Raw genomic sequence first — 15,244 nt, forward strand, 5'->3', positions numbered from 1 at the left:
CCCATGGGCGGTCCCGATCAGTTGCACGCCTCGCTCGGCAATGGTGCGAGCCGCCAGCGCCTCCAGTTCCGTACCAATTTCGTCAATAATGATGGCCTCGGGCATGTGGTTTTCCACCGCCTCGATCATCACCTGGTGCTGCAGTTCGGGCCGGGCCACCTGCATCCGCCGCGCGCGGCCAATCGCAGGGTGAGGAATGTCGCCATCGCCGGCAATTTCGTTCGACGTGTCAATGATGACCACCCGTTTGCCCAGGTCATCGGCCAGCACCCGCGCAATTTCCCGCAGGGCGGTGGTTTTGCCGACACCCGGTCGTCCCAGAAGCAGGATGGATTGCCCCGTTTCCACCAAGTCGCGGATCATGTTGACCGTGCCGAACACCGCCCGTCCCACTCGGCAGGTCAGGCCAATAATTTTCCCCTGGCGGTTGCGGATGCCGCTAATCCGGTGCAAGGTGCGCTCGATGCCCGCCCGGTTGTCGCCGCTGAATTCTCCCACCCGTTCAATGGCGTAGTCCAGGTCGGCCCGCGTCACCGCCTCCTCGTGCAAGTACTCAGTATGGTTGGGGAAACGGGCCTCTGGGCGACGTCCCAAATCCAAGACAATCTCAATAACTTCTGAACGCTGGGGATGGTACTCAAGGGGTTGGCGAATCGAAGGTGGCAGGATAGCCAACAGGGCGTCTAAATCGTCAGTCACTGAAAAGCACTCAGGGTAAGCCATGTCTAGGCACCCGTAGAAAAGCCATTGGTGCGATTAACTACATATCTAGCATGGGATGGCAGCTTTCGACTAGCACACCATGCCCTGAAAATTTTTCGATTGGTCTCATGTTTCCCACTACACTAGAGAAGGGACAGCGAGAGAATGGAGCTATGACCAGCAAACCGGTGGTGGTGGCACCATCAATCCTATCGGCCGATTTCAGTCGCCTTGGGGCGGAAGTCCAAGCGGTGGACGCTGCCGGTGCGGATTGGATTCACGTGGACGTGATGGATGGCCGGTTTGTACCCAACATCACGATTGGCCCCTTGGTGGTGGAGGCCCTGCGCCCTGTGACGGCCAAACCGCTGGATGTGCATTTGATGATTGTGGAGCCGGAACGGTACGTGGCCGATTTTGCCAAGGCTGGCGCTGACATTATTTCGGTCCACGCTGAGAGCAGTGCCACCATTCACCTGCATCGCACCCTCATGCAAATCAAGGAGTTGGGCAAGCAAGCCGGCGTGGTCCTCAACCCGGCCAGTCCCCTGGAGCTGATCACCTACGTGCTGGACATCGTGGATTTGGTGTTGATCATGAGCGTCAATCCAGGGTTTGGCGGCCAGAGCTTTATTCCCCAGGTGGTGCCGAAAATTCGCCGCCTGCGCCAGATGTGCGATGAGCGGGGGCTAGACCCCTGGATCGAGGTGGACGGGGGACTCAAGGCGAGCAATACCTGGCAGGTGCTCGAAGCTGGTGCCAACGCCATCGTGGCGGGTTCGGCGGTATTCAAAGCGCCGGATTATCGGGCAGCGATTGAGGGGATTCGCCATTCGCGCCGGCCAGAACTGGTCACAGCCTAACGGTTGCCCTTGCGCGGTCGCTGGAGTATAGTGCATTCCAGGTGGGCGGATACGGTGCATGCAGTGGTGGCGAGGAGTAATGGGCCTGCTGGTGACGGCGGGTCTGGTAGGCTGGCCTTGGCCAAGTCAACCGCAGCGGGTGACGGTGGGCGGTTGGCATCAAGCGTCATTTCCGCTTGAGCAATTTTTGGGTTACACATCGCCCTTTGGGCCTCGCGGCGACGAGTTCCACTACGGGTTAGATATTGCGGCGCCGGAAGGGAGCTACGTTCGCAACTGGTGGGTTGGGCAAGTGGTGGAGGTCCGCCAGGATGGCTACTGCGGTACAACGGTGGTCATTGCGTCAGGTCGCTGGCGGCACATCTACTGCCACTTGCGGGGCCAACCGCGCCAGTATCGCGGTCTTGCTTACCTCGACGACCCTGGCAGTGGTCTCCTGCTTCGGGAAGGGCAATGGGTTGCTACCGGCGCGCGCATCGGTCGGGTGGGGATGACGGGTCGCACGACAGGACCTCATCTGCACTGGGGGCTTCAGTACGACGGTCGTTGGATTGACCCGGCTCTCATCCTGCGGGCGATGTACAGCCAACGGCAAGCGCAACGGTGATGGGTTAGGTTTCCCAGCTCACTTCGGTCAGGTCAGCGCCTTGGACATCCGCCAGCAGCAATTGGGTTTGAAAAAAATGGCCTTGGCGCAGGTTGGCATGGCGCAAGGACGCCTTGAACAGGTTTGCCCCGCTCCAATCCACCCCTTCGCATTCGGCATAGTCCAAACAGGCATGGGCCAGGTCGGCGTTGACCAGGTTGGCGCCAGTTAAATTTGCGCCCCGCAAATGGGCCCCCACCAAAATGGCATTGGTCAGCATGGCTCTGGAGGCATTCACGCCCTGCATCAGGGCCTTGGATAAGTTGGCTCCCACCCAGTCCACGCCGCGACAATTGGCCTGGTGTAAAATCACGCCAGTCAGGTCCGCGAGACGAAAGACAGCGTTGCGCAAAATGGCTCCGGTCAAATTGCACCAACTCAAGTCGGCGCTGGCAAAATGCGCCCCGGCAAACACTGCTTGGGAGCAATCGCTCTGGGGGAGTTTAGCCCGATAAAAGTTGCTGTCGCGCAGACAGGCCCCCTGGAGACAGGAACCCGCCAGATTTACCATGTAGAACACCGCGCCCGTCAAATCGGCTTCAGTGAGATTGAGCCCCGGCAAATGGGTTTGGACAACAATAATCCCCTGCAAATTGCACCTGCTGAAGTCCCGTTCTCCTTGGGCGTAGCGCTCCAGAAAATCATCAGAAGCCAGCGGCGTTGCCACAGTTGCCTGTCCTGAGGGCCGTTGTTCCTCATCTTAACGTCGCATTCTGGGAAAGCTTAGAAAAACAAGTTGTCCAAGGACAACACCGCCCGATTGCCCCGTTCCAGTTCCCCTAGCAGGCGGTTCAACTGCACCCAGACCAGCCAGGTCGTCAAAACCGCCAAGCCCACCGCCGCCCCCAACGACCATTGCCAGGGAAATCCAAAGATATAGAGACCAGCGGTCAAAAACCCTGTTATGCCCCCATTAATGCCAATGACGGGCAAGCGCAGTTGTTGCCGCAGGTCTGCGAGGGTGCGGGTCGAATGCTGGGTCTGCCAGGACTGAACCGCCTGCCTGAGCAGGGCATTCAAGGCGCTGCCGGAGGCTAGGGCGGCCAGTAGCCCCATTAGTAGCAACAGATACGGAGGTTCTCCGTACACCCGCTCGACCTACACCTACGTTTTATCTATCCTACCATCGCGCAGGAGCTGGGCCACCATTTCTGCCAGGGCTTGGTCTGCTCCCGCTGGCCCCCGCAGTTGTAACAGTTCCCGCCGCATCTGGTCCAAACGCTCGGGGTGCTGCAGGTACTCGCCAATCAGGTGTCCCACTGTCTCCGGTGCGATGGCTCCCACGAGTTCCGGCACGACCATCCGGCCCGCCCACCGATTGGGCCAGGCAAGCAAGCCCAGGCGCTCCCGTTGCCACCGTCCGTACAGCGCGGCAAAGACGGGTCCAAGGCCCGGCAAGTTGGCCAGAATTCCCGCCACACCATCCCACGCCCGCGCGATGTTCCCCAAGCCCTGGTGGGTGAGCAACAAGACAAGCATGGGCACGCCCAACGCGCCCAGCTCCGCTGTGTTGGCCCCGACCGTCGTTACGCATAGCCAGCACTGTTGCAGAACGTCGTAGGCGGGGAATTGGGTCACCAACCGCACCCGCACGCCGTTTTCTAGAACAAAGGCAGGCTCGGGTTCGGAAACCAGGGTCGCCGAGCGCCACTGGAGTCGCCTAAGCAGGGGATTGGTTTGCGGGTCGGCATAGCGGGCCAAATCGGTCACGGTCAAGGTCGGCGCGACGGGAAGGACAAAGGTCAGGTCGGGATAGCGTTCCCCCAACCACGCTGCCAGCGTGAGACAGAAGGGGACGCCCTGGGTGAGTTTGCAGGCTTTGGAGCCAGGTAACAAACCGATCTGGCGCTGGGGAAGCGCGGGTTTTTCCCAGGCCCGGGCCGCTGCCACAATCAAGTCCCCCACTACGCGTGCCCGCTGCCGGTAGCGGGGAGGAACCTGGGCCAGTAAATGGGGTTGCGCCAGCGCCAGACCGCTAAACCAGCCAGGCCAGCGCACCCGCACCTCTGCGTAGGCTAGAGTCGGGTAGCCCAAGCGCCAGCCGCACACCAGGGTGTAAAAAGGGTCGCCCCCCAAAAACAAGACCACACCGCGCGGCAACCAATCCCAAGCGTCGGCGGTTTGTCCCCAGAGCAAAAACGGCCAGAAATGCTGCGCCGCCTGCACGCGCGTGACGCCTGGCATCTGGGTCAAAAGGCGGGTTTCCGTGCCGGTGCTGTGGGGACAAGGGGATAACACCACGGAAATGCGCAGGTGCTCGCCCCAGGTCCGCCACAACTGCTGGACAACTGGGCGCACCCAGGTCGCCACTTCCCCCGGCCCATTGGTCAGGATGAGAACGTCCGCCTCCGGCATCTACCCTGGTTCTCCGAGCCATTCCACCGCCCGCTGCCCCAGGGACAAGGGCAAACTCACGGCTCGCCCTAAACGTGGTCGTTCCCGCGTTTGTTCCAGCCACTGCCACACTTGGTCCACCACCTGCCACTCGTGCAGATGTAGCAGGATGTGCTGTAGATGGGCGAGGTACTCCTCTTCGCTCAGGGGGAATGACGCCTGCTCCAAGTAACGCCACATGACCTGAAAGTAAACTCGGTCCCGCAGGCGCCGCAGTTGCACATCGTAGGCATGCCCCCACTTGCGCTGCAGGAGCTGCCGCAAGTCCTGTGCCGTTTTCATCCCGGCCCTCCGGTTGGCTCCCCCTCTATCCTAATCCGGCTCCAGCGCTGGCGGGGTCGGGTAGCTGGTTCAATACCGTTTGGAGTAGGGCCATGTCTTGGGGTTTGAGCCGGTAGCGGCCCGATTCAATATCCCGCAGCCAGCTTTGACTTTTGTTGAGTAGGGCGCAAAGTTGACGCTGACTGAGCCTCTTCTGGAGACGCGCCTGTTTCACGAAGGTGCCGGTGAGACCCGCCGGAGTCGGCAAGTTCGGCTGGGTTGAACGCTCCTTGGGCGGCGCTTTTGCAGGCCAGTCGGCGGGGAATGCCGTCACCTGCACAGCGGCGTTGACCAACTGCACCCACTTCTGCTTGGAGTTGGTTTTGGGTGCCGGCGCTTGGGTCATCCAATACTCCAACGCTTCTTCGGGGTCATCGGGGACTTCTTGGGCACTAGCCCACCAGGGCCAAAGGGCGCGCGGGTAAAACGGCTCGGCAAGCAGGGGCCGGAAACCGTAGTCGAACAGAGGCGCCAAATCGGCTTCAAACCCAGCCATGAGCTGGCGACGCAGGTTGGCTTGGTGCCAGGCCGACTGGAGCAAGGTATCCCCATAGACCAGCTTGAGCAAAGTGGCCACCTTGGTCTGGGGTTCTCGCCGCAGCCGCAACTGAAACAGGAAGTACAGCAGCAGCACCACCGCCCCTGGATGCCGTTTCCACAGGTGCATGACCTGCGGCGCTAAGGAGCGGGGCAACCAACCGTACTGGTAATAGGCCGTTTTTTGGCGGGCCTGCTCGCGGTTGAGAAAGTAGGTGGCCCAGGGACCAGCAAACACCTGAAACGACAGGCCGCTCAAGTACGTTGAGCCGTCTTTCGCAGTGGCGATGTGATAGGTCGGGGTGATGCGCCACAGGGGGGCAAACGGGAGATGAACCGCCGGGATTTGCCCTCGCCGTTGCCAGGACACTTCCACTTCTAAGGCCGCTGCTTGCCGCATCCAGGCCTCGATGAGCAGGAGTTTTCGCAGGCGGTTCAGGTCCTTGCGCTGCGGCCATCCCAAAAACTCGGCAACCAGTCGGTCGTTGAGCACCAGGGCTTCCTCCCAGGGGCGGGACTTCTGGGTTGCGCAGGCGGCCAGCAACAGGTGCATCGTCACCACCCGCATGTCCCGCTGCTCCCAGTCGGCGCGGGGTAACCGGTAGCGCAACCGGCCCGAGGGTCCCTGGTACTCCCAAACCAGGAAACCGTTGTCCTCGCGCCATGCGTGGTAGGGTCGCTGGGTCATCAAATGACAGGCTTGCCAGATCACCAAACAGGAAGCAAAGGGCGTGTTGCGACCGTTCTGGTAGAGGGCTACATTCGGCGCAGGAACCGCTGTGGTCGCAGGGCGACCGTGGGGCAACGTTAGTAACTGACTCAAACACTGGTAACTCTGATTACAAACTACCGCCGTTTCAGTCAACGCACGGTCACAATGGACATTCAGGTTGAATTCACCGCAACTTGACACAGGACACGTATTCAACATGGATTCTGCCTGCGCCATCGCTGTTCTCCTGCGTGACCAGCCAATTCAGAATGGGATTTCCTATCAGGAAATTTAGGGTTTGATAGCCGTCAGGTTTTGTAACTTGCCAGACAAGTATCAACGATTTTCAGGTTTTTTTAACGTTAGTGGTTGATGGTCAAGCGACTGGCGTTTGTGAACGAAGGACAGCTGACCTAGCTCCCAACCGAGCCATCGTCCGGCGGCTCCAGGCTTTCCAACTCGTGGCCGCGACACCCCACAACAATTCCCAATTCCACAAAGTGGACGCTGTAGATGTAAAACGCCTGCAAAAACGTGCCAATGCCCACTACGTAGCCCACTGCCCCTTTGCGCGCTAGGACTTCCCGCGCGCCCCGCCCGATAAAGGTGCCGTCGTTGCGAACCGTGCGGGTAAGGCGCACCTTTTGGCCCAGTTCAAACTGTGGCGGCGCATCTAATTCGCTAGAGCGGCGGTCCATAACGCCTGCACTTGACGCGCAATGGTCAGCAATTCCGATAAGGACAGGCCGCCCTTGTGACGGGTCGCCCGCCGGCGCACAATTGCCAAAATCGCTCGGGCCTGCTCCAGGGTGACCGTACAACCAGCCTGCTGCAACACATGGCGCAGCGCATGGGTACCCGAGTGTTTGCCAATTACCAGTTGTCGCTGGCGTCCCACCAGCTCTGGGGGATAGAGTTCATAGGTGGTTGGGTTTGCCAAAATCCCGTGGGCGTGGATGCCCGACTCGTGGGCAAAGGCGTTTTCCCCCACAATAGCCTTGCAGGGTGCTGGCTGGCAGTTGGCCGCCTGAGCCACCCGCTGGGACAGCTCCCATAGGCGCCTGGTGTCAATGGGCAAAGGCGAACCGTACAGGGTTTTGAGCGCCACCACCACTTCCTCCAAGGCGGCGTTCCCAGCCCGTTCCCCCAGGCCATTGACCGTGGTATTGACCGAGCGCGCGCCCGCCTTGACCCCCGCCAGGGCGTTAGCCGTCGCCATACCCAAGTCGTCGTGGGTGTGCATCTCCACAGGAATCTCCAGCGCACTCGTCAATTGGCGCACCCGTTCGTAGGTCAGGAAGGGGTCCAAGCACCCAACCGTATCACAAAAACGAAACCGCTCGGCGCCCCAGGCTTGGGCGTAGCTGGCCACCTCTAGCACAAAGTCAGGGTCGGCGCGGGAACTGTCCTCCCCGCCCACCGCCACAAACAACCCGTGGGATTTCGCAAATTCGATACACGCTCGCAGTTGCTGGAGCATCCTCCAGCGGTCGCCGCCGAATTTGACCGCAATCTGGACCTCTGACACCGGCACCGAAATATGCACCCGCTGCAGCCCGCACGCAATCGATGCCTGCACATCTTCTATCCGACAGCGGTTCCAGCCCAGGAGTTGAGCCGGCAGACCGGCACGGACAATCTGTTGAATGGCTTGGGCTTCGTCACCGCCCATCGCCGGAATACCGATTTCCAGTTCAGGAACGCCGATTTCAGCTAGCAGTCGGGCAATCGCCAGCTTTTCCTCAACGGTAAAAGCCACGCCCGCCGCCTGTTCCCCATCTCGCAACGTCGTGTCGTTGATCCAGACCTTCATCCCTACCGAAACAGGTGCTGGATGAACCACCAAATCGCCGCCGTGTAGAGACATAGAAAGCCAAGGAAACACACAAAATTCACAACCGTGATAGCCGTCATAGGATTTCGCCTCCACGCGCAGCGCAACTATGCCAACAGCGTTCCAACCACTCCACTTGTTGCCGGCGCGATGTCAGGAAACGAAATAGAACCATGGATACCAGTATCGCTTCCAGTGCATTTTTGATTTCAATCCGCAGGGAACCATCGTTTAGGCATTCACAGTGAATCCCAAAGTCCTGCAGCCGAGAGCGCACACTCCAGCGCTCCCCCACCGGTACTGTTTCAACATGGTCCATCAGAATAGCATCCCACATCGCTGAATACTCCGTTGGGGCTGTTGTCTCCGTTATATCAAATGCCCCGCTGCTGGACCCGACCGGCGCCCAGCTTATTCTTAGGCTGATTGCGGTGTACTCAACCAAACGCATCAACCGCTTCAGGCCGTTGCCAAGGGAGTTTGCCGCTAGGAAGGACAGAGCTAGACTTGGGATGAACCTGAATTTTACAGGCGCGATATTGGTATTTTTATTCATCTAAACTGGTATCCTTGCACTCAGAGGATTCCTCTGTTCCTACCCCTGATTATCTCCTCCCGTCGCCAGTCAAACATCGCATTTTAAGATTGATTTTAGTATTCCATTTAACAGTTTAGATTGTTCATGTTATATTTGATACCAAACGGGGCTAGGGATAGACGTTAGGCGAGTGCATTTTAGGGTAACTTCTCTGGAGAAAATAGGGTTTTTGCCGGCTAGAAATTCCCGTTTGCCAGTTCAACAAAAAGCCTTTTGTCCCGCCAGTCGGGAGTTTCAGGTCTGAGTACATCTTTAATTAGCTGAATAGAGAATTTTGGCGGGGCCATCTGGGGCCAAAAAAGGGCGGTGTTATAACGATGGCATCCAATGGCGAGGCCCCAACCATGGCATCCGAAACCGTAAAAAGTTGTAGCTGTACCCAGCAAGGGCTGGCCGATGCCTTAGCCCAACGCGATGCCCGTTTACAGGCGCGCATTGCGAAACACCCTTGCTACAGCGAAGAGGCGCATCACCACTACGCCCGCATGCACGTGGCCGTCGCGCCCGCCTGCAACATCCAGTGCAATTACTGCAACCGCAAGTACGACTGCGCTAACGAAAGCCGCCCTGGGGTGGTCAGCGAAGTCCTGACGCCGGAGGAGGCCCTGCGCAAAGTGCTGGTGATTGCCGGCAAAATTCCCCAGTTGACGGTGGTGGGCATTGCCGGGCCGGGGGACCCGCTGGCCAATCCCAAGCAGACCTTTCGCACGTTTGAATTGCTGGCGGAACACGTGCCCGATATCAAGCTGTGTCTTTCGACCAACGGCTTGAATTTGCCGGACTATGTAGACCGGATTAAAGCCCTGAACATTGACCACGTCACGATTACCATCAACGCCATTGACCCCGACATTGCCGTGCGGATTTACCCCTGGATTCGCTGGCAACGCAAACGCATTTACGGCAAAGAAGCGGTCAAGATTTTGCTGGAGCGGCAAATGGAAGGACTGCAGGCGCTTCAGGAGGCCGATATTCTCTGCAAAGTGAATTCGGTCATGATTCCGGGAATTAACGACGAGCACCTGCTGGAGGTCAACCGAGTCATCCGGGAAAAGGGCGCTTTTATCCACAACATCATGCCCCTGATTTCGGCGCCAGAACACGGCACGTACTTCGGCCTGACGGGTCAGCGGGGACCCACGCCCCAAGAGCTGAAGGCGCTGCAGGATAAATGCGCCGCTGGGATGAGGGTCATGCGCCATTGTCGCCAGTGCCGGGCGGATGCCATTGGGCTATTGGGCGAAGACCGTTCCCAGGAATTCACCAAGCAGAAGTTCATGACCATGCCGGTTGAGTACGACCCAGAAAAACGCCGTTTGCACCAAACCCGCATTGAACTAGAACGCCAAGTCATGGCCCAGAAGAAAGCGCAACTGCGCCCGCAGACCACCCAACCCACACCGGCCATCCTGGTGGCGGTCGCCAGTAAAGGCGGTGGCTTGGTGAATCAACATTTCGGCCATGCCAAGGAATTCATGGTTTACGAGGTGGACGGGCAAGGGGCGCGGTTTGTCGGTCATCGCAAGGTGGCCCAGTACTGCCAAGGCGGCTACGGGGAAGAAGCCACCATGACCCACATCTTGCAGGCCATCGGCGATTGTCAAGCTGTCTTGTGCGCCAAAATCGGCCCCTGTCCCCAAGAAAAACTACGCCAAGCGGGCATCGAACCGGTGGAGGACTACGACCTGATTGAGGTGGTGGCCCGCAAGTTCTATGACCGCTGGCTGGCTCAGCACAAGGAGGTGGGTTATGCCCTACAAAACGCCGAATGAATATATGAGCTGGACGGAATGCCAGGCCCGCTGTCCCAAAGGGGCGATTAAAAAAGCTAACCACCACTACTGGTGGGACCAGCGCCTGTGCGACCGCTGCCAGGGCCAAGGGGAATACCGCTGCGGCGGCATTTTTGAAAACAATTGCCCCTACCAGCTCGAAGACATCAACAGCTACTGGCGCCAGTGGTTTAGCGAATACCAGCAACGGCTGGCCCAGTTGCGGGAACGTCAACTCGTCGGAGGTCGCCGATGAATGTCATCTACCTGGATAACAACGCCACAACGGCGGTTGCCCCAGAAGTCCTAGAGGCCATGCTGCCCTACCTGACCACCTACTACGGCAACCCGTCCAGCATGCACAGCTTTGGCGGCCAGGTGGCCAAGGCGCTCAAAACGGCGCGGGAGCAGGTGGCGGACCTGATTGGGGCGACGCCGACCGAAGTGATTTTCACCAGCGGCGGCACCGAGGGCAATAACACAGCCATCCGCTCGGCCCTAGCCAGCTTTCCCGACCGGCGGCACATTATCACGACTCAGGTTGAACACGCCTGCGTGCTGAACCTGTGCAAGCGCTTGGAGAAGGAGGGCTATCGTGTCACCTACCTGTCGGTGGACCGGCGGGGGCAATTGGACCTGCTGGAGCTGGAGGCGGCCCTGACTGGGGACACGGCGCTGGTGTCGGTGATGTACGCCAACAACGAAACCGGGGTGCTGTTTCCCATTGACGCCATTGGCGACCTGGTGAAGTCCTACGGGGCGTTGTTCCACGTGGATGCGGTGCAAGCGGTGGGCAAAGTCCCTATCCATCTACAGAACAGCCCGATTGATTTCCTGACGCTGTCGGGGCACAAGTTCCACGCGCCCAAGGGGGTTGGTGCCCTGTTTGTGCGCCGGGGGGTTCCCTTTCGGCCCTGGCTCATCGGCGGTCACCAGGAACGCAACCGGCGCGGCGGCACGGAAAACGTGGCGGGCATCGTGGGGCTGGGTCAGGCGGCGGTTTTAGCCAAGCACCACCTGACGGCAATGACCACGCAGGTGCAGGCGCTGCGGAACCGGTTGGAGCAAGCCATCCTGGCGACTATCCCTGACGTAGTGGTCAACGGCCAGGGGAGTCCCCGTTTACCCAACACCAGCAACATCGGGTTCAAGTACATCGAAGGGGAAGCCATCCTGCTGCTGCTGGACCGGGAAGGCATTTGCGCGTCGTCGGGGTCGGCTTGCACGTCGGATTCCCTGGAGCCGTCCCACGTGTTGAAGGCGATGGGCGTGCCCTACAGCGTCCTGCACGGCTCGATTCGCTTTAGCCTGTCGCGCTATACCACAGCGGCGGAGGTGGAACGGTTGCTGGCGGTGCTGCCGGGGATTGTGGCCCAACTGCGGTCTCTATCGCCCTTTACGGATGACGAGAGCGACTGGCTGGAACAACGCACCCACGCGCTGCTGGCGGCGGGTTAGGAGGTTGGTTATGTGGGACTACAGCGACAAGGTTTTGGAGCACTTCTATCACCCCCGTAACCAGGGAGTGATCGAGGACACGGGCGACCCAGCCTTTGCCGTGGTCACCGGTGAAGTCGGGAGCCTGGCCTGCGGCGACGCCCTGCGCCTGCACCTAAAAATCGAACGGGCCAGCGAGCGGATTGTGGAGGCCAGGTTCCAAACCTTCGGTTGCACCAGCGCCATCGCGTCGTCGTCGGCGCTGACGGAAATGGTCAAGGGACGCACCCTGGAGGAGGCCCTGGCCATTACCAATCAGGACATTGCCGATTACCTGGGCGGGTTGCCCCCGCAGAAAATGCACTGCTCCGTGATGGGCCAGGAAGCCCTGGAGCAGGCCATTTACAAGTACCGGGGCGTGGCGGTGCCGGTGCAGCACAAGAACGACAGTCCCCTGGTGTGTACCTGCTTTGGGGTGAGCGAGGAACGCATTCGTAAGGTGATCCGGGACAATCGCCTGACCACCGTGGAAGCGGTCACCCATTACATCAAAGCAGGAGGTGGCTGCGGGATGTGCCGCGACGCCATTGCCGACCTTTTAGCCCAGACCGTCATGCCCCCGCGCTTGACCACGGTGCAAAAAATCAACCGCATCCAGGCCGTCCTGAGCACACTGCGCCCCTATTTCCAGCAAGACGGTGGCGATGTGGAGTTGGTTGAAGTCGAGGGCGACCAGGTCTGGGTGCAACTGACCGGTGCTTGCGGCGATTGCAGCAGCCGTTGGACCACCTTGAAGGAGGTCATCGAAGCGCGGTTGCGCCAGGAGGTGTGGCCGACGCTGGTGGTGGAAGCCGTGTCGTAACGCAGGAGATGGTCATGTGCCGAGGTGGCGTGCCGGGTGAACGGTCGCCCCCATCGCAACCACCGTTGACCCGGGGGGAGCGATTAACCAGTTGACGTTTCATTTCTCAGACGAGTTCAGGAGGAAGCCATGCGACAGATTGCGTTTTACGGAAAAGGCGGGATTGGCAAGTCCACCACGTGTCAAAACGTGATGGCGGCCCTGGCGGAATTGGGGCAACGGATCATGATCGTGGGCTGCGACCCCAAAGCCGATGCCACCCGCTTGATCTTGCACAGCAAAGCCCAAAAAACCATCCTGCACCTGGCCGCCGAGCGGGGGTCGGTGGAGGACCTGGAACTGGAGGAAGTGATGCTCACCGGCTACCGGGGCATCCGCTGCGTGGAGTCGGGCGGTCCCGAACCGGGCGTCGGCTGCGCTGGACGTGGCATTATCACCGCCATCAACTTCCTAGAAGAAAACGGGGCCTACGAAGACTTGGACTTTGTGGCCTACGACGTGTTGGGGGACGTGGTCTGCGGCGGGTTTGCCATGCCCATCCGCGAAGGCAAAGCCCAGGAGATTTACATCGTGGTCTCTGGGGAAATGATGGCCATGTACGCCGCCAATAACATCGCTCGGGGGATTCTCAAATATGCCCACTCGGGTGGCGTGCGCCTGGGCGGCCTGATTTGCAACAGCCGCAAGGTGGACCGGGAGGTGGAACTCATCGAAAACCTGGCCAAACGGCTCAATACCCAGATGATCCACTTCGTGCCCCGGGACAACGTGGTGCAACACGCCGAACTGCGCCGCATGACGGTGAATGAGTACGCCCCCGACAGCAAACAAGCGGAGGAATACCGCATCCTGGCCCGCAAGATTCTCAACAACACCCACCTGACCATTCCCACGCCCCTGGCGATGGACGAACTGGAAGCGCTGCTGGTGGAATACGGCATTTTGGACGACGAGAAGGAGTACGAGCGGGCCACCGCTGCCGATGCGGCCAAATCCCTGGCGAGTGTGTAACTCCCCCGGCATCCGGCCCTTTCCAGCACTGGCGGGGGTTGGATGCCCAGCCCACATCCATCCATCGTGGAGGACCCAACCATGACCAGCGTTTATCAAGAGCGAAAACAAGTCATTCAGGACGTGCTGGCGGCCTACCCGGAAAAGACCCGCAAAAAACGCCAAAAGCACTTGAACGTTCTCGAGGAGGGCAAATCCGACTGCGGGGTCAAGTCCAATATCAAATCCATTCCCGGCGTCATGACCACGCGCGGCTGCGCCTATGCCGGTTCCAAAGGGGTGGTCTGGGGACCGGTGAAGGACGTCATCCACATCAGCCACGGCCCAGTAGGCTGCGGGTACTACTCCTGGTCCGGTCGCCGCAACTACTACGTGGGCACCACTGGGGTAGACACCTTCGTCACCATGCAGTTCACCACCGACTTCCAGGAACGGGACATCGTGTTTGGGGGGGACAAGAAACTGGCCAAAGCCCTGGACGAGCTGGCCACCCTGTTCCCCTTGGCCAAGGGCATCACCATCGAGTCCGAATGCCCGATTGGCTTGATTGGGGATGACATTGAAGCCGTGGCGCGGCACAAGACCAAAGACCTGGGCAAGCTGGTGGTGCCGGTGCGGTGCGAAGGTTTCCGGGGCGTTTCCCAGTCTCTCGGCCACCACATCGCCAACGACACCATCCGCGACTGGGTCTTTCCCGCCTACGACAAACTCAGCAACGACGAGCTGGGTTACACGCCGTCGCCCTACGACATCGCCATCATCGGCGACTACAACATCGGGGGCGATGCCTGGGCGTCGCGCATCCTGCTGGAGGAAATCGGCCTGCGGGTGGTGTGCCAGTTCTCCGGCGACTGCACGCTCCAGGAGATGAAGTTAGCGCCCCGGGTCAAGCTGAACCTGATCCACTGCTACCGCTCCATGAATTACCTGTGCCGGCACATGGAGGAGAAGTACGGCATCCCCTGGGTGGAGTACAACTTCTTTGGGCCGACGGAAATTGCCAACTCCCTGCGCAAGATTGCGTCCTACTTCGACGCCACCATCCAGGAGAAGGCGGAAGCAGTCATTGCCAAGTACCAACCCCAGGCCGATGCAGTGATTGCCAAGTACCGCCCGCGGCTGGAGGGCAAGCGGGTGATGATCATGGTGGGGGGCCTGCGCCCGCGTCACGTGATCCCCGCCTTCCGGGATTTGGGGATGGAGGTCATCGGCACTGGCTATGAATTTGGCCACAGCGACGACTACCAGCGCACCACCCACTACGCCGACCCTGGCACGGTCATCTACGACGACGTCACGGCCTATGAATTTGAGGAATTCGCCCGCCGGTTGCATCCCGATCTGATTGCGTCGGGCATCAAGGAGAAATACGTCTTCCAGAAGATGGCCCTGCCATTTCGCCAGATGCACTCGTGGGACTACTCCGGCCCCTACCACGGCTACGATGGCTTTGCCGTTTTCGCCCGCGATATGGACCTGGCCCTGAACAGTCCCACCTGGGGGTTGGTCAAAGCGCCCTGGAAAACCCACACCGACACCGTTTGAGGGAGGACTG

The 15,244-nt window shown here is 59.8% G+C and carries 17 protein-coding genes and 1 pseudogene; 9 read left to right on the forward strand and 9 right to left on the reverse strand.

Translation table 11 applies throughout. The features are described 5' to 3' along the window. The coding region (locus NZ705_06860) for an AAA family ATPase (protein ID MCS7292677.1) at window positions 1–723 on the reverse strand (723 nt) is incomplete at its 3' end. A 152-nt stretch (window positions 724–875) separates the two neighbouring features. Here NZ705_06860 and rpe point away from each other — a divergent pair. Both rpe and NZ705_06870 read left to right on the forward strand, forming a co-directional pair. Continuing rightward, on the forward strand, window positions 876–1,565 hold the full coding sequence (rpe, locus tag NZ705_06865) for a ribulose-phosphate 3-epimerase (protein MCS7292678.1): 690 nt from the start codon (window positions 876–878) through the stop codon (window positions 1,563–1,565). A gap of 58 nt (window positions 1,566–1,623) precedes the next feature. After that, complete coding sequence (locus NZ705_06870; GenBank protein ID MCS7292679.1) at window positions 1,624–2,172, forward strand: M23 family metallopeptidase; 549 nt, start codon at window positions 1,624–1,626, stop codon at window positions 2,170–2,172. 4 nt (window positions 2,173–2,176) lie between these two features. Here the strand turns inward: NZ705_06870 and NZ705_06875 are convergent, their stop codons facing one another. The 8 genes from NZ705_06875 to NZ705_06910 form a co-directional block, all read right to left on the reverse strand. Then, on the reverse strand, window positions 2,177–2,878 hold the full coding sequence (locus tag NZ705_06875) for a pentapeptide repeat-containing protein (protein MCS7292680.1): 702 nt from the start codon (window positions 2,876–2,878) through the stop codon (window positions 2,177–2,179). Between the two features lie 56 nt (window positions 2,879–2,934). Then, window positions 2,935–3,300 (reverse strand): hypothetical protein, encoded by a 366-nt coding sequence (locus tag NZ705_06880; GenBank protein MCS7292681.1) that lies wholly within the window; start codon window positions 3,298–3,300, stop codon window positions 2,935–2,937. 15 nt (window positions 3,301–3,315) lie between these two features. Next, entirely contained in the window at window positions 3,316–4,566 is a 1,251-nt protein-coding gene (locus NZ705_06885; GenBank protein ID MCS7292682.1) for a hypothetical protein, read from the reverse strand. Next, entirely contained in the window at window positions 4,567–4,887 is a 321-nt protein-coding gene (locus tag NZ705_06890; protein MCS7292683.1) for a DUF3067 family protein, read from the reverse strand. Window positions 4,888–4,912: 25 nt separating this feature from the next. Further along, window positions 4,913–6,286, reverse strand: a complete 1,374-nt coding sequence (locus NZ705_06895) for a helix-turn-helix domain-containing protein (GenBank protein ID MCS7292684.1) — start codon at window positions 6,284–6,286, stop codon at window positions 4,913–4,915. Window positions 6,287–6,588: 302 nt separating this feature from the next. Then, window positions 6,589–6,873 carry a nitrogen fixation protein NifZ gene (locus NZ705_06900; protein MCS7292685.1) on the reverse strand — a complete coding sequence of 95 codons (285 nt, stop codon included), beginning with the start codon at window positions 6,871–6,873 and terminating at the stop codon, window positions 6,589–6,591. Beyond that, window positions 6,849–8,042 carry a homocitrate synthase gene (nifV, locus tag NZ705_06905; protein MCS7292686.1) on the reverse strand — a complete coding sequence of 398 codons (1,194 nt, stop codon included), beginning with the start codon at window positions 8,040–8,042 and terminating at the stop codon, window positions 6,849–6,851. The genes NZ705_06900 and nifV overlap by 25 nt, the downstream gene beginning before the upstream one ends. Before the next feature lie 43 nt (window positions 8,043–8,085). Further along, a complete protein-coding gene (locus NZ705_06910) occupies window positions 8,086–8,346 on the reverse strand; it encodes a hypothetical protein (GenBank protein MCS7292687.1) in 261 nt (86 codons plus the stop codon). A 605-nt stretch (window positions 8,347–8,951) separates the two neighbouring features. On the opposite strand from NZ705_06910, the gene nifB reads away from it, so the two are divergent. From nifB to nifD, 7 genes and pseudogenes are all read left to right on the forward strand, one after another. Next, window positions 8,952–10,379, forward strand: a complete 1,428-nt coding sequence (gene nifB / locus NZ705_06915) for a nitrogenase cofactor biosynthesis protein NifB (GenBank protein MCS7292688.1) — start codon at window positions 8,952–8,954, stop codon at window positions 10,377–10,379. Further along, the gene (locus NZ705_06920) at window positions 10,357–10,635 is read left to right on the forward strand and encodes a hypothetical protein (protein ID MCS7292689.1); all 279 of its coding nucleotides are present in this window, start codon (window positions 10,357–10,359) and stop codon (window positions 10,633–10,635) included. Before nifB ends, NZ705_06920 begins: the two co-directional genes overlap by 23 nt. Next, complete coding sequence (gene nifS / locus NZ705_06925; protein ID MCS7292690.1) at window positions 10,632–11,837, forward strand: cysteine desulfurase NifS; 1,206 nt, start codon at window positions 10,632–10,634, stop codon at window positions 11,835–11,837. The genes NZ705_06920 and nifS overlap by 4 nt, the downstream gene beginning before the upstream one ends. A 10-nt stretch (window positions 11,838–11,847) precedes the next feature. Then, a pseudogene (nifU, locus tag NZ705_06930) lies at window positions 11,848–12,411 on the forward strand (Fe-S cluster assembly protein NifU). 18 nt (window positions 12,412–12,429) lie between these two features. Further along, window positions 12,430–12,678 (forward strand): NifU family protein, encoded by a 249-nt coding sequence (locus NZ705_06935; GenBank protein ID MCS7292691.1) that lies wholly within the window; start codon window positions 12,430–12,432, stop codon window positions 12,676–12,678. 129 nt (window positions 12,679–12,807) lie between these two features. After that, a complete protein-coding gene (gene nifH, locus NZ705_06940) occupies window positions 12,808–13,689 on the forward strand; it encodes a nitrogenase iron protein (GenBank protein ID MCS7292692.1) in 882 nt (293 codons plus the stop codon). A gap of 42 nt (window positions 13,690–13,731) precedes the next feature. Further along, entirely contained in the window at window positions 13,732–15,234 is a 1,503-nt protein-coding gene (gene nifD / locus NZ705_06945) for a nitrogenase molybdenum-iron protein alpha chain (protein ID MCS7292693.1), read from the forward strand. The last annotated feature ends 10 nt before the right edge of the window (window positions 15,235–15,244 follow it).

It is taken from the genome of Gloeomargarita sp. SKYB120, from assembly GCA_025062155.1.
Classification (GTDB): Bacteria; Cyanobacteriota; Cyanobacteriia; order Gloeomargaritales; family Gloeomargaritaceae; genus Gloeomargarita.